At 68.4% G+C, this 14289-nt stretch carries 12 protein-coding genes and 1 pseudogene; 11 read left to right on the top strand and 2 right to left on the bottom strand.

Annotated elements, in window-relative coordinates:
• The first annotated feature begins 336 nt into the window (after positions 1-336).
• The 3 genes from ACFWNN_RS29785 to ACFWNN_RS29775 are packed head-to-tail and all read left to right on the top strand — an operon-like array spanning position 337 to position 1769.
• Positions 337-639 carry a YbaB/EbfC family nucleoid-associated protein gene (locus tag ACFWNN_RS29785; protein WP_382443245.1) on the top strand — a complete coding sequence of 101 codons (303 nt, stop codon included), beginning with the start codon at positions 337-339 and terminating at the stop codon, positions 637-639.
• Positions 640-642: 3 nt separating this feature from the next.
• Positions 643-1251: a recombination mediator RecR gene (recR, locus tag ACFWNN_RS29780; protein WP_382443237.1), complete on the top strand. Its 609-nt coding sequence runs from the start codon at positions 643-645 to the stop codon at positions 1249-1251.
• A 41-nt stretch (positions 1252-1292) separates the two neighbouring features.
• Entirely contained in the window at positions 1293-1769 is a 477-nt protein-coding gene (locus tag ACFWNN_RS29775; protein WP_382443236.1) for a uridine kinase, read from the top strand.
• On the opposite strand, the gene ACFWNN_RS29770 is transcribed toward ACFWNN_RS29775, so the two are convergent.
• Positions 1745-5023, bottom strand: coding sequence for a BTAD domain-containing putative transcriptional regulator (locus ACFWNN_RS29770; protein WP_382443235.1), 3279 nt, complete (start codon positions 5021-5023; stop codon positions 1745-1747). The genes ACFWNN_RS29775 and ACFWNN_RS29770 overlap by 25 nt on opposite strands.
• A gap of 215 nt (positions 5024-5238) precedes the next feature.
• Here ACFWNN_RS29770 and ACFWNN_RS29765 point away from each other — a divergent pair, with 215 nt between their 5' ends.
• The 6 genes from ACFWNN_RS29765 (at position 5239) to ACFWNN_RS29740 (ending at position 11658) form a co-directional block, all read left to right on the top strand.
• Entirely contained in the window at positions 5239-6918 is a 1680-nt protein-coding gene (locus ACFWNN_RS29765; protein ID WP_382443234.1) for an ABC transporter substrate-binding protein, read from the top strand.
• Positions 6919-6961: 43 nt separating this feature from the next.
• Positions 6962-7966 carry an ABC transporter permease gene (locus tag ACFWNN_RS29760; protein ID WP_382443233.1) on the top strand — a complete coding sequence of 335 codons (1005 nt, stop codon included), beginning with the start codon at positions 6962-6964 and terminating at the stop codon, positions 7964-7966.
• 5 nt (positions 7967-7971) lie between these two features.
• A complete protein-coding gene (locus ACFWNN_RS29755) occupies positions 7972-8898 on the top strand; it encodes an ABC transporter permease (RefSeq protein WP_382443232.1) in 927 nt (308 codons plus the stop codon).
• Positions 8899-8904: 6 nt separating this feature from the next.
• On the top strand, positions 8905-9903 hold the full coding sequence (locus ACFWNN_RS29750; RefSeq protein ID WP_382443231.1) for an ABC transporter ATP-binding protein: 999 nt from the start codon (positions 8905-8907) through the stop codon (positions 9901-9903).
• Complete coding sequence (locus tag ACFWNN_RS29745; RefSeq protein WP_382443230.1) at positions 9900-11006, top strand: ABC transporter ATP-binding protein; 1107 nt, start codon at positions 9900-9902, stop codon at positions 11004-11006. Before ACFWNN_RS29750 ends, ACFWNN_RS29745 begins: the two co-directional genes overlap by 4 nt.
• Before the next feature lie 70 nt (positions 11007-11076).
• The gene (locus tag ACFWNN_RS29740; RefSeq protein ID WP_382443229.1) at positions 11077-11658 is read left to right on the top strand and encodes a TetR/AcrR family transcriptional regulator; all 582 of its coding nucleotides are present in this window, start codon (positions 11077-11079) and stop codon (positions 11656-11658) included.
• A gap of 20 nt (positions 11659-11678) precedes the next feature.
• Here the strand turns inward: ACFWNN_RS29740 and ACFWNN_RS29735 are convergent.
• Positions 11679-12098: pseudogene (locus ACFWNN_RS29735) on the bottom strand (DedA family protein); the annotation flags it as partial.
• 131 nt (positions 12099-12229) lie between these two features.
• Between ACFWNN_RS29735 and ACFWNN_RS29730 the strand changes: the two are divergent.
• Both ACFWNN_RS29730 and ACFWNN_RS29725 read left to right on the top strand, forming a co-directional pair.
• A complete protein-coding gene (locus ACFWNN_RS29730; RefSeq protein WP_382443228.1) occupies positions 12230-12622 on the top strand; it encodes a hypothetical protein in 393 nt (130 codons plus the stop codon).
• 93 nt (positions 12623-12715) lie between these two features.
• Entirely contained in the window at positions 12716-14284 is a 1569-nt protein-coding gene (locus tag ACFWNN_RS29725) for a discoidin domain-containing protein (protein ID WP_382443227.1), read from the top strand.
• The last annotated feature ends 5 nt before the right edge of the window (positions 14285-14289 follow it).

Below are 14289 nucleotides of genomic sequence, written 5' to 3'. Positions count from 1 at the left end.
GTGTAAAACCGCCACTCTATTCGGCGGTTTGACACCCCTCCTCTGATGTGGCCCGCTCTTGGCTCGACTCGTGACGAAGCCACCCCACCAACGCAAGCACCAACGCAACCGGCAGCCGCCCAACACGAACAGGCGTGCCATCAACCCGCCGAGGGCGCTGGCCCCGGCTTTTGATCAGATTGGCGGGGTCCGGGGCAGAGCCCCGCGCTTGAAACAGGAACTCGCCCGCACCAACTCGCCCACCGCCGGAAACCCGCAGCGCCAAGCCCGTACGCTGGACACATCCACTGAACCACCCCACCGAGAGGACCAGCGGTGCAACCCGGTCAGTTCGACATGCAGGCCCTTCTCCAGCAGGCCCAGTCCATGCAGCAGCAGATGGCGGAAGCCCAGCAGCAGCTGGCCGAAACGCAGATCACCGGCAACGCGGGCAACGGCCTGGTCACCGCCACCGTCACGGGCGGCGGCGAGCTGGTGGACGTCGTCATCGACCCCAAGATCGTGGACCCCGAGGACGTCGAGACCCTCCAGGACCTCGTGGTCGCCGCCGTCCGGGACGCCAACACCAAGGCGCAGCAGTTGGTCGAGCAGAAGCTCGGTCCGCTCGCCCAGGGTGGCCTCGGCGGATTGCTCGGCTAAGAGATGTACGAAGGCCCGGTACAGGACCTGATCGACGAGCTGGGCCGGCTGCCCGGCGTCGGACCCAAGAGCGCCCAGCGCATCGCCTTTCACCTGCTGGCAACGGAAGCCGCTGACATCGAGCGGTTGCAGAGCGCGTTGCAGAAGGTCAAGGAAGGCGTGGTGTTCTGCGACGTCTGCGGCAACGTGTCCGCCGAGACCAGGTGCCGCATCTGCCGCGACCCCAAGCGCGACCTGAGCCTGGTCTGCGTGGTCGAGGAGCCGAAGGACGTCCAGGCGATCGAGCGCACCAGGGAGTTCAAGGGGCGCTATCACGTGCTGGGTGGCGCGCTCGATCCGCTCAGCGGAGTGGGCCCCGACCAGCTCAGGATCCGGCAGCTGTTGAACCGCATCGGGACGGCGACGGACGGCGTCGACATCTCCGAGGTCATCATCGCCACGGACCCGAACACCGAGGGCGAGGCCACGGCCACCTACCTCGTGCGGATGCTCAGGGACTTCCCCGGGCTCACGGTCACGCGTCTGGCCAGCGGGTTGCCGATGGGCGGCGATCTCGAGTTCGCCGACGAACTGACGCTCGGGCGTGCGCTATCTGGTCGCCGGAGCATGTAGCGAAGGCCCCACCGCGGCTGGGCGGCACCCGCCTGGTCGCGGTGGACGGCCCGTCGGGCGCCGGCAAGTCGACGTTCGCGAGACACCTCGCCGAACAGCTGCAGGCCCAGCTCATCAGCACCGACCACTTCGCGACCTGGGACGACCCCACGACGAAGTGGTGGTCACGGCTGCAGGAAGCACTCGACCGGATCGAGCGCGACGAACCGGCCAGCTACCGGAAAACCGACTGGTCCCAAGGCTTTCCGTGCGTGGCGGCGGGCGAGGAAGTCCACGTCACTCCACAAAGGACCATCATCCTGGAGGGCTTTTCCTCGGCCAGGAAAGCAAATACCAGGGTCAGCCTGACCATCTTCGTCGACTTCGAGGACGAGAGAGCCAGGCTGGAACGAGCAACGCGCAGAGACGGCGAACACCAGCGGGAGCACTTCATCCGTTGGCAGCAGTACGAAAGAGGCTGGTTCGCCGTCGACGAGACCAGGCAACGGGCCGACTACGTTGTCACGTCGAGCAGCTGAGCGCGCACTACTGAAGCCTCCGGCGTCCCGATGGCGTCGAAGACGTCCAACGCCGAGGCCCACTGCGAACGCACGGAAGCCAAGTCTCCCAACGCGAACGAGGCGTCACCGGCCAGCTGCCACGCGCGCCCCAGCACCCACCGGTTGCCGGAGTCCGAACTGACCGCGACCGCGCGCAGAGCGCATTCCAAGGCATCGGCGGCATCTGACGTGTCGAGGTGCGTGCGCCCGAGCACGAGCAGCACCTCCATCTCCGCCTGCCGGAACTGCGACCGGCCCGCCTCGACCAACGCCGAGGTGGCCATCGCCAGCGCATCCTCGTACCGCCCGGCCGCGCGGTACGACGAGGCCAGCCCGCGCCGTGCCGAGCAGACGCCCCACGAGTACCCGGTCTCCACCGCGATTGCCAGCGCCGACGAGTGCTGCTCCGCGGCCTCCGAGTACCTGCCGGCGCCTTCCAGCGCGCGGCCGAGGAGGTTCCGCGCGTCGCAGACGCTCTTCACGTTCTCCAGGTCCTGCGCGATCCGCATCGCCGCAGCGGCTTCGACGGCCGCCTCCTCGAACCGGCCGCGCATGATCAGCGTGATGGCCATGCCCTCGTGCTGGGTGTGGCCGAAGTTCCGGGCCGCCGCACGCTCGTAGAGGTCGCTCGCGCGCACGAAGTACGACGCGCCGAGCTCTGGTTCGCCGCGATACGCGTAGACCTCGCCCAACGCGCGCATGGAGTTCGCCTGGGTGATCCACGAGTCGATGCGCGTGCCGACTTCCAGGGCTTCCTCGAACGTCGTGGCGGCGGGCGCGAGGTGGCCGAGCTGCATGTAGACGCCGCCGAGGTTGAACAACGCGTTGGCGAGCACCTGCAACGCGCCCATCTGGCGGGCGATCACCAGCGCGCGCTCCAGGTGGTCTGCCGCGTGTTCGAGCTCGCCCAGGTCGATCAGGACGCTGCCGGCGTTCGACAGCACGGCGGCCTCGGCCTCCGGCAGGTCGATGCGTTCCTGCAGCGCGATGGCCTGCTGGTAGTAGCCGAGTGCGTTGCGATGCTGCCCGGTCACCCAGTACAGCGTGCCCAGCGAGGACAGCATCGCGAGCTGGCCGAGCTCGTCCCTGGGCGCGCGGGCGCCCACGAGCCCCGCCTTGGCGGTCTCCTTCCACTCCGCCGTCAGACCCTGCGTGTAGAAGTAGCCGCGCAGGGCGTCGGCCAGCTGCCACGGCGAGTTCTCCGGGTCGCGTTCGACGGAGTGCGCGACCAGTGCGACGAGATTGGCGCGTTCGACGTCGAGCCAGGTCAGGGCCTCGGTGGAGGTGCTGAACGCGCGCGGCACGACACCGTCCAGCGATGCCGGGCGGGGGAAGCGGAACAGCGTCGACTTCATCGCGGCCGTGGCGTTGTCGACCGAGCGGACCGCCCAGTCCTGCAGCCGCCGCAACGCGAGCCGCGAGTCCGCCCGGCCCTCCTCGAACGCCAGGCGCTCGGCCGCGTAGTCCCGCAGCAGGTCGTGGAACTGGTAGCGGGACGGCGCGTGGTTCGAGATCAGGTTCGCGGTGGCCAGGCGATCAAGGCGACGGCGAGCGTCCTGTGTGGTCAGACCGGACAGCGCGGCGGCCATCTCCGGCGTGAAGTCCGTACCGGGCACCAGCGACAGCAGCCGGAACATCTGCGCGAGCTCGGGCTTCAGGGCCGTGTAGGACAGGTCGAACGCCGCGTGCACCGCGACCCGTTCGTCGCCCTCGACGGCCAGCGCGGCGAGGCGGTTGCCCGCCCGCAGCTCCTCCACGTAGTCCGCAATGGACAGCTCCGGACGCGACACGAGGTTCGCGGCTGCGATACGCAAAGCCAATGGCAGGTGCGCGCAGAGAGCGGCCAGCTCCAGCGCCGCGTCCTCCTGGGACGCCACCTCGTCGGCGCCGAGGATGCCCGCGAGCAACGACTTCGTCTCGTGCCAGTCGAGGACGTCGAGCCGCACGTTCGACGCCGCGTGCGAGACGGCGAGCCCCCGCAGCGTGTCGCGCGAGGTCACCAGCACCGCGCACCCCGGCGACCCCGGCAGCAACGGCCGGATCTGCTCGGCCGACGACGCGTTGTCCAGCAACAACAGCACGCGCTGACCGGTCAGCGTCGACCGGAACATCGCCTCCTGCTCGTCCTGGTCCAGCGGCACCTGGTCAGCCTCGGTGCCCAGCGCCCGCAGGAACCGCGGCAGCACGTCGACCGCGCTCAACGGCGGCCCCGGCGCGTATCCGCGCAGGTTGACGTACAGCTGACCGTCCTGGAAGTCCGCGCGCATCCGGTGCGCCGCGTGCACGGCCAGCGCCGTCTTGCCGACCCCGGGCGGTCCGGCCAGCGTGACGACCGGCACACCTTGGGCGGTCCGCAGCAACGCCACGATCAGCGACACCGCCTCGTCGCGGCCCACGAAGTCGGGGATGTCGGCCGGGAGCTGCGACGGCACGACCCGTTCCGGCTTCGCGGCCACCACCGGCGCACCCGAGGACACCGTCACCGAGTCGATCGACCCGGACAGGACCTGGCCGTGCACCCGCCGCAGCTCGTCACCGGGATCGATGCCCAGCTGATCGCCCAGCAGGCGCGAAACCCGCTGGTAGGCGGCCAGCGCCTCGCTCTGCCGGCCCGACCGGTACAGCGCCACCATCAGCTGCGCCCAGAACCGCTCGCGCAACGGGTGTTCGCTGGTCAGCCGGGACAGCTCGGCGACGAGCTCACCGTGCCGGCCGAGCTCCAGGTCGACCTCGACCCGGCGTTCCAGCACGTGCAGACGGCGTTCGTCGAGCCGCGGGACCTCGTCGCGGTGCAGCAGCCCGGACGGCACGTCGACCAGGGCCGGACCTCGCCACAGACCGAGCGCCGCGGCGAACGAGGCCGACGCGGCCCCCAGATTTCCGGCGGCCCGAGCCTGTTCGCCCTGGTCGATCAACGGCTCGAAGCGCATCAGGTCGATGTTCTTCTCGTCCACGTCGATCAGGTAGCCGTCGGGCACGGTCCGGATCGGCACGGACGGCCCGAGCAGTTGTCTGAGACGCATCACATACGTTTGGAGGGTCGCGCGTGCCCGTGCGGGCGGATCTTCGCCCCAGACGTTGACCGCCAGCTCGTCCACGGTCACCGACGTGCCCGCGCGCAACAGCAGCGACACCAGCAACGCCCGCTGCCTACCGGCTCTGACCAGCAGCGGTTCACCGTCGAGCAGTACCTGGAGGGGGCCGAGCACGCGGAACTCGACCGATCTGCTCATGCGACCTCCTCCGCGTGTCGTGTTGTTTCTACAGCCTAGGAGAGCGTTCGACGCATCTGCCGTGCTCACGTTGGGTCAGCGGCCGTGCGCCGGACGTATCAGAATGCCTGGTCTAGTGGCCGGATCGTGACCTGAGTAACCCCGGAGGGGGTATGAACAACGGTTATGGTCGGCGACCACACCGTGAGATGTGCGGATTGTCCAAGGGGTGTTTGATGGTCCACTCAGTAACGGCTCGCCGCCGTTGGGTTGCCGCGATCGGCTTCCTCAGCGTCAGCGCGCTCGCCCTGTCCGGTTGCGCGCAATCCCAGCGCGACTCTGGCGGCGGCGGCAAGGAAGGCGGCACGCTGACCTTCGGCGCCGCCGGCGCGCCGAAGCTCTTCGACCCGTTCTACGCGACTGACGGCGAGACCTTCCGGGTCGCCCGCCAGATGTACGAGGGCCTGGTCGGCTTCAAGCCGGGTACCGCCGAGGTCGAGCCCGCGCTCGCCACGAAGTACGAGCCCTCCGCGGACGGCAAGACGTGGACGTTCACCCTCAAGGAGGGCGTGAAGTTCCACGACGACACGGACTTCAACGCTGAGGCCGTCTGCTTCAACTTCAACCGCTGGTACAACCAGAAGGGCGCCGGCCAGTCCGACGCCGTTTCGCAGTACTGGCTGGACAACTTCGGTGGGTTCGCCGGCACGCCGGACAAGCCCTCCCTGTACAAGTCCTGCACGGCCAAGGACGCCAAGACCGCCGTGGTCGAGCTGAACGAGGTCACCTCGCAGTTCCCGTCGGTCCTCGGCTTCACGTCGTTCTCGATCTCCAGCCCGACGGCGCTGCAGAAGTACGACGCGGACAACGTCCAGGCCGCCGGTGACGCGTTCACCTTCCCGGCTTACGCGAACGAGCACCCGACGGGTACGGGTCCGTTCAAGTTCGGCAAGTACGACAAGGCCAACAACACCGTGGAGCTCGTGAAGAACGAGAACTACCACGGCAACAAGGCCAAGCTGGACAAGATCGTCTTCAAGATCATCCCGGACGAGACCGCCCGCAAGCAGGCGCTCAAGGCCGGCGACATCGACGGCTACGACCTGCCGAACGCGGCGGACTGGGCCGGTCTGAAGACCGACGGCTTCAACGTGGCGATCCGCCCGGCGTTCAACGTGTTCTACCTGGGCATCAACCAGAAGAACAACCCGAAGCTCGCCGACCTCAAGGTCCGCCAGGCGCTGCAGTACGCGATCAACCGCGAGCAGCTGGTCAAGTCGCAGCTGCCCGAGGGCGCCAAGGTCGCGACGCAGTTCATGCCGGACACCGTCAACGGCTACAACAAGGACCTGAAGGCCGTCGGCTACGACGTCAACAAGGCCAAGTCGCTGCTGGCCGAGGCCGGTGCGACCGACCTGACGCTGAAGTTCTACTGGCCGTCCGAGGTCACGCGTCCGTATATGCCGTCCCCGAAGGACCTGTTCGGCGCCATCTCCGGTGACCTCCAGGCCGCCGGCATCAAGATCGACGTCGTCACCAAGCCGTGGAACGGTGGCTACCTGACCGACGTCGACGGCGGTATCCCGGACCTGTTCCTGCTCGGCTGGACCGGCGACAACGGCACGGCGCACAACTGGGTCGGCACGTTCTTCGGCCGCACCGACAACCGCTTCAACACCGGTGTGTCGCCGTGGGGCGCCACGCTCGCCGCGGACCTGGCCAAGGCCAACTCCGAGCCGAACGAGGCCAACCGCACCAAGCTGTACGAAGAGATCAACAAGAAGATCATGGAAGAGGACCTTCCGGCGATCCCGATCTCGCACTCCCCGCCCGCGTTGGTGCTCAAGTCCGACGTCAAGGGTCTCGTGCCCAGCCCGTTGACCGACGAGAAGTTCGGCCCAGTCTCCAAGGGCTGAGCCTGACTAGCTCCCACCACAAGAGAACAACGGGGTAGCTCAAGTGCTCCGCTACACCATTCGACGGCTGGTCCAGCTGGTCGGCGTGGTGCTGGTGCTCTCGCTGCTGCTCTTCTCCTGGTTGCGCGTACTCCCAGGAGGGCCGGTCTCGGCCCTCCTGGGAGATCGTTCTACTCCGGAGAAGGCAGCGGAGCTCACCAAGCAGCTCGGCCTCGACCAACCGATCGTCCTCCAGTACTTCAAGTTCCTGGGTCGCGCGGCGACCGGTGACTTCGGCGTCTCCACCGGTGTTCAGCCCGGTGACTCGGCGCTCGACATCTTCCTGACGCGGTTCCCCGCGACGCTCGAACTGAGCTTCTTCGCGATCCTCATCGCGATCGCGGTCGGTGTTCCGCTCGGGTACCTCGCGGCGAAGCGCCGCGGCGGCATCTTCGACAACCTCAGCGTCGTCGGCTCGCTCATCGGCGTCGCGGTGCCGGTGTTCTTCCTGGCCTTCGTGCTCAAGGGCGTCGCCTCGTCCGCGCTCGGCCTGCCTTCGAGCGGTCGTCAGGACGCCATCGACGCCACCCGCGTCACCGGCTTCTTCACGCTCGACGGCATCATCACCGGCGAGTGGGACGCGACGTTCAACGCGCTGGAACACCTGATCCTGCCGTCGATCGCGCTCGCCACGATCCCGTTCGCGGTGATCTTCCGGATCACCCGCGCGGCCGTGCTCGACGTGCTCGACGAGGACTTCGTGCGCACCGCCGAGTCCAAGGGCCTCACCGCTCCGGTGATCCGCCGCCGGCACGTGCTGCGCAACGCGATGCTCCCGGTCGTCACGACGATCGGCCTGCAGACCGGTGCGTTGCTGTCCGGCGCGGTGCTCACCGAGAAGGTGTTCGGCTTCCCCGGCGTCGGTGAAGCGCTCGCCATCGGGTTCGAACGGCGTGACTACCCGGTGCTGCTGTTGTTGATCATCATGGCCACGAGCGTCTACGTCGTGGTCAACCTGCTGGTCGACCTCTCGTACGCGCTCATCGACCCGCGCATCAGGACGAGGTGAGACCAGTGGCTCTGGGTGTTTCCAGCAAGAAGGAAAAGATCGACGGTCTCGCCGAGACCGCGGGCGTCTCGCTCGCGGCGAGCGCGTGGAAGCGGCTCAAGCGCAGCCCGGTGTTCCTCACCGGCGCGGTGATCATCGGCATCTTCGTCGCGGTCTCGCTGCTCTCGCCGTGGCTGGCACCGCACGACCCGTCCAGCCCGATGCTGATCGACCAGGTCGTCAAGGCGCGCAACGAGATCCCGCCCGCCCAGCCGGGCCACCCGCTCGGCGGCGACCTGCAGGGCCGCGACTTCCTGTCGCGCCTGCTGATCGGCTCGCAGCAGACGTTGATCGTCGGCATCGGCGCGACGATCATCGGCCTGACCGGCGGCCTGATCCTGGGCACGCTCGCGGGCGCGCTCGGCGGCTGGGTCGACTCGGTCGTCATGCGCGTCGTCGACGTCATGCTCTCGCTGCCGTCGCTGCTGCTGGCGTTCTCGATCGCGGCGATGTTCGCGCGGCCCAGCCAGTTCACCGTGATCCTCGCGGTGGCGATCGTGCAGATCCCGGTGTTCGCGCGGTTGCTCAGAGGCTCGATGCTGGCGCAACGGCACAGCGACCACGTGCTGGCCGCGACGGCGCTGGGAGTGAAGAAGGGCGCGATCGTGTTCCGGCACATGCTGCCGAACTCGCTCGGCCCGGTGATCGTCCAGTCCACCCTGGTGCTCGCCACGGCGATCATCGAGGCGGCCGCGCTGTCGTTCCTCGGCCTCGGCAACCCGGACGACCGGATCCCGGAGTGGGGTCAGATGCTCGGCGACGTGCAGAAGGTGTTCGACACCCATCCGCAGCTCGCCGCGTACCCCGCCATCTGCATCATCATCGTCGCGCTCGGGTTCACGCTCATGGGCGAGACCCTGCGTGAAGCCCTCGACCCGAAGAACAGGCGGTGAGTCGTCGTGGCACTGCTCGAAGTTCGTGACCTCTCCGTCGTGTTCCAGCGCAAGGGCGAGGAACCGTTCCACGCGGTCGACGGCGTCAGCTTCGACGTGGAGCCCGGCCAGACGGTCGGGCTCGTCGGCGAGTCGGGCTGCGGCAAGTCCGTGACGTCGCTCGCGATCATGGGTCTGCTGCCCAAGCGCGGCGCCAAGATCACCGGCACCGTCAAGTACGACGGCACGGACCTGCTGAAGCTCTCCGACAAGCAGATGCGCGACAAGCGCGGCAGCGAGCTCGGCATGGTCTTCCAGGACCCGCTGTCGTCGCTCAACCCGGTCATCCCGATCGGCCTGCAGGTCACCGAGGTGCTCGAACGGCACCGCGGCCTGGCCCGCAAGGAAGCGATGATCGAGGCCAAGGACCTGCTGGACAAGGTCGGCATCCCCGACCCGAACCGGCGGCTCAAGGAGTACCCGCACCAGCTCTCCGGCGGCATGCGGCAGCGCGCGCTCATCGCGATCGCGCTGGCGTGCCGGCCGAAGCTGCTGATCGCGGACGAGCCGACGACGGCGCTGGACGTGACCATCCAGGCCCAGATCCTCACGCTGATGAAGGAACTGGTCCAGGACCTCGGCACCGCACTGGTGATGATCACCCACGACCTGGGTGTCGTCGCCGGGCTGTGCGACGAGGTCAACGTGCTGTACGGCGGCAAGGTCGTCGAGAAGGCGCCGCGGCACCCGCTCTTCTCGGAGCCGCGCCACCCGTACACGCACGGCCTGCTGGCCTCGATCCCGCGCCTGGACGCCGGGCGGGGCGAGAAGCTCACGCCGATCAGGGGTTCCGTCGCGGACAACATCCCGTGGACGAGCGCTTGCGCGTTCGCTCCCCGGTGCCCGAACGCGCTGGACGTCTGCCGTGCGGAGACGCCGGCCGAGGAAGACCAGCTGGGCCGTCTGCTCCGCTGCCACAACCCGGTCGTGCCGGGAACTCCCGCCGCCGAGGAGGTGCCGGTATGAGCGAGACCCTGGTTTCCGTCCAGGACATGAAGGTGCACTTCCCGATCAAGCGGGGGGTGTTCTTCGACCGCACCGTCGGCCACGTCTACGCGGTGGACGGCATCGACCTGGAGATCAAGCGCGGCGAGACCTACGGGCTCGTCGGCGAGTCGGGCTGCGGCAAGTCCACCCTCGGGCGGGCGATGCTGCGGCTCAACGAGCCGACCGCGGGCAAGATGATCTTCGACGGGCAGGACTTCTCGGCGCTGAAGGGCGAGGAGCTGCGCAAGATGCGGCGCCGGATCCAGATGGTGTTCCAGGATCCGCTGTCCTCTTTGGACCCCCGCCAGTCGGTGGAGTCGATCCTGGTCGAGGGCCTGCGGGCGCACGACCTGGACGAGGGCAAGGAGTCCACGTCCAAGAGGCTGCGCGAGCTGCTCACGGCCGTGGGCCTGCCGACGACGGCGCTGCGCAAGTACCCGCATGAGTTCTCCGGCGGTCAGCGGCAGCGCATCGGCATCGCGCGGGCGCTGGCGCTCAACCCGGACCTGATCGTCGCCGACGAGCCCGTGTCCGCGCTGGACGTGTCGGTGCAGGCCCAGGTCGTGAACCTGCTGGAGGAGCTCCAGGAGCAGTTCGGCCTGACCTACCTGGTGATCGCGCACGACCTCGCCGTCGTGAAGCACATCTCCGACCGCGTCGGCGTGATGTACCTCGGCGGCCTGGTCGAGGAGGCCACCTCCGAGGACCTCTACGCCGAGCCGCTGCACCCGTACACGCGGGCGCTGCTGTCGGCGATCCCGGTGCCCGACCCCGTGGTCGAGGACCGGCGCGAACGGATCCTGCTCGCGGGTGACCTGCCGTCGCCCGCGAACCCGCCGAACGGCTGCCGGTTCCACACCCGGTGTCCGTGGCGGCAGGCGACCCGGTGCGACACGGAACGGCCCGCGCTGCGCGAGCTCAAGCCGGGGCACAAGGTGGCCTGCCACTTCGCTGAGCAGATCCAGTCCGGCGAGATCCAGCCGCACGAGGTAAAGCCGATCCTGGTGGAGGAGGGCGACGGCCTGTCGCCCGACGTGCCGCTCGTCGGACCGGCCTCGGTCACCGAGGCGCTGAACCCTTAGTGAACGATCCGGGGCCACCTTTCGAGGTGGCCCCGGTCGTTTCTCCAGGGCTTTCCGCTGTCCTCGTGCCATGGACAGTCGTGGCTCGATCCTCCTTCGCGCGGCGGAGATCGCGTCCGTCGACGGACTCGAAGGAGTCACGATCGGGCGGCTCGCGATCGAGCTCGGCATGAGCAAGAGCGGGGTGTTCTCGCACTTCGGCGCGAAGGAAGAGCTCCAGATCTGCACGGTGCACGCGGCCGCGGAGATCTTCGCGCGCGAGGTCGTGGTGGCCGGCGGCTCGTTGCTCGACCTGGCCGAGCGCTGGCTCGACTACTCGAAGCGCCGCGTGTTCCCCGGCGGCTGCTTCTTCGTCGTCACTCGGTCCGAGTTCGCGGCTCGCCCCGGTCGCGTGCGGGACGCGTTGATGCTCTTCAACCTGCGCTGGGTCTCACTGCTGGAACGGCTGTGCGGCGACGCCCAGATGGCGTTCGAGGTGGACGCCCTGCTGACGGCAGCGGACCGGTTCGCGGTGCTCTACGACGACGCCTCGGCGTACGAGAGAGTGCGGCTGGCGTTGCGCGCACGGATCGCCATGCCGACCGGGATGGAGATGAGCGTGGCGACACCGAACGACAACAGCATCGCGAGCCACGCCTCGTCCACCAGCTGACCGCCGATGTACCCGACGGTCGCGGGGTAGAGGCTCCACAGCGCCGACCCGAGCGCGGCCACCGGCACGAACCGCCGCAACGGCCACTTCAGCGCCCCGGTCAGCAACGCCCCGACGATGCCGCCCGCCGGCAGGAACCGAGCGGCGATGAGGATCGTCTCGCCCTTGGACGCGAGCTGGTCGGCCGTCCACACGACCATGGCGCGCGCCTTGGCGTTCTTGTTGACCTTGTCGAGGGCCCGCATGCCCATCCGTCGCCCTGCGGTAAAGTTGATCAAGTCGCTGACCAGGCATCCCACCGCGGCGACGAGCACGACGAGGTAGAGCGGCACCTCACCGGACGCGGCCAGAACACCGGCGCCGATGAGCACGGCCTCCGTCGGTGCCAACGGCACGACGGCGACCAGGAACAGCACGACGAGGCTGGCTGCGGTGCTCATGATCGGTGAACGTACGTGACCCAGGTGAACAATCCCGACCAGGGGCTTTCTTCAGCGCGTCCACAGGAACCGAGTCGATCTGCGCTGGTCGCGGGGGCCGTCGCGCCGGACGTGGTTGCTGCCTGCCGGTAGTGCACGCGCACGACGTGGTCGGCGCATCCCTCGCTGCGGCGGTGTTGGTGCTGGCAGGGCGGGTGTTGCTGCCTTCGACGGCGGCCTTGGCGCCGGCTCTGCAACGTGATCGGGCACACGTCCTCGTCTGCGGTGTGGCCCTGCTGACCCGCTGTCCGAAAGGGCACGACTGGCCGGCGTGGACCGGGCCGTCCCGGCACTGGATCCGGGCCCTCCTCGGCGCTGCCGTGATCATCGGCGCGGTCTGGTCGTCGGCCGATCCGGTCAGCCAGATCAGCGCTTACGACTGGGTGAGGCGCTTTCTGCTGGGTGCGATCCAGGGCGCGGGCGTCGCGGTGGTCGTGCACGCCGTCCTGTGGCAGGTCCGCCGGTCGCGCCGCGACTGCCGTTGACCTGCCGATTCCGGCCGCCCTACCGTCCGAACTCAATTGGAAAGCTTCTTAACCAATCCTTCGAGCCGCCGCCCCTTGCCCAGGAGGAACGAAGTGATCAGAAAACGCACCCGGACGGGTGTCGCGTTGGCGCTCCTCGCGCTGGTGGCCCCGCAGTTGGTGGGCTCCGGCACGGCGCACGCGGCCGACACCCTGCTGTCCGCGAACAAACCCACCACCGTGTCGTCCGTCGAGGCCGAGACCTTCGGCGGGGCGAACGCCGTCGACGGGGATCCCGCCACCCGGTGGGCGAGCCTCGAAGGCGTCGACCCGCAGTGGATCGCGGTCGACCTCGGCGGTGTCGCCACGATCGCCAAGGTCAAGATCAGCTGGGAGGCCGCGTACGCCTCCGAGTACAAGATCCAGACGTCGAGCGACGGGTCGTCGTGGAGCACGAAGAAGACGCTGACCGGGCAGAACGGCGGCGTCGACGAGACGGCGCTGTCCGCGTCCGGCCGGTACGTGCGGATCTACGGCACCAAGCGCGGCACGACCTACGGCTACTCGATGTTCGGCCTGGAGGTCTGGGGGACCAACCCCAACGGTGACAACACGGCGCCGACCGCGCCGTCCGGGCTCACCGCGACCGGCACGACGTCGAGCTCGGTCAGTCTGCAGTGGACGGCCGCGACCGACAACGTCGGCGTGACCGGGTACGACGTGCTGCGCAACGGCAGCGTCGTCGGCACCCCGACCGGCACCTCGTTCACCGACTCCGGGCTGGCGTCCGGCACGGCGTTCACCTACACCGTCAAGGCGCGTGACGCGGCCGGCAACCTCGGCCCGGCGAGCAACGCGGTGCAGGCGACCACCAAGCCCGCCGCGCCCGGCGACACCATCACGGTCGTCGCCGCCGGGGACATCGCGTCGCTGACCAACACCGAGCACTACGAGACGGCGAAGCTGATCGACCAGATCAAGCCGAACCACATCCTCACGGTCGGCGACAACCAGTACGACTCCGGCACGCTCGCGGAGTTCAAGGCGCACTACGACAAGTCGTGGGGCAAGTACAAGAACATCACGCATCCCGCGACGGGCAACCACGAGTGGGAGGACAACCTCAACGGGTACAAGTCCTACTTCGGCACGCAGGCCTACCCGCAGGGGAAGCCCTACTACAGCTGGGAAGCGGGCGAGTTCCACTTCGTGTCGTTCGACTCCCAGAAGGTGTACGACACCGGCGCCGACTCGACGCAGCTCAACTGGCTCAAGGCCGACCTCGCCGCGAACACCAAGGCGTGCGTCGTCGGCTACTGGCACCACCCGCGGTTCAACTCGGGCCAGTACGGCGACAAGGCCGTGATGGCCCCGCTGTGGAACGCGTTCGCCGACGCCAAGGCCGACCTCGTGCTCAACGGTCACGACCACCACTACGAGCGGTTGAAGCCGTTGAACAAGAGCGGTTCGGTCGACGAGGCCAACGGCCTGCGTGCCGCGATCGTCGGCATCGGCGGTGACTACCTCTACGACGAGGTCACGCCGCGCAAGGGTGTCGAGAGCTGGTTCGCGGACACCCACGGCGTCATGAAGCTCACCCTGTCCGGTCGCTCCTTCTCCTGGGAGATCATCGACACCGCGGGCAAGGTGCGCGACAAGGCCGGTCCCTTCACCTGTCGCTAGCCGGA

It is taken from the genome of Lentzea sp. NPDC058450 (assembly GCF_042721395.1).
Classification (GTDB): Bacteria; Actinomycetota; Actinomycetes; order Mycobacteriales; family Pseudonocardiaceae; genus Lentzea.
The sequence above is the reverse complement of the archived record's forward strand: the minus strand, read 5'-3'. Positions and strand labels throughout refer to the sequence as shown.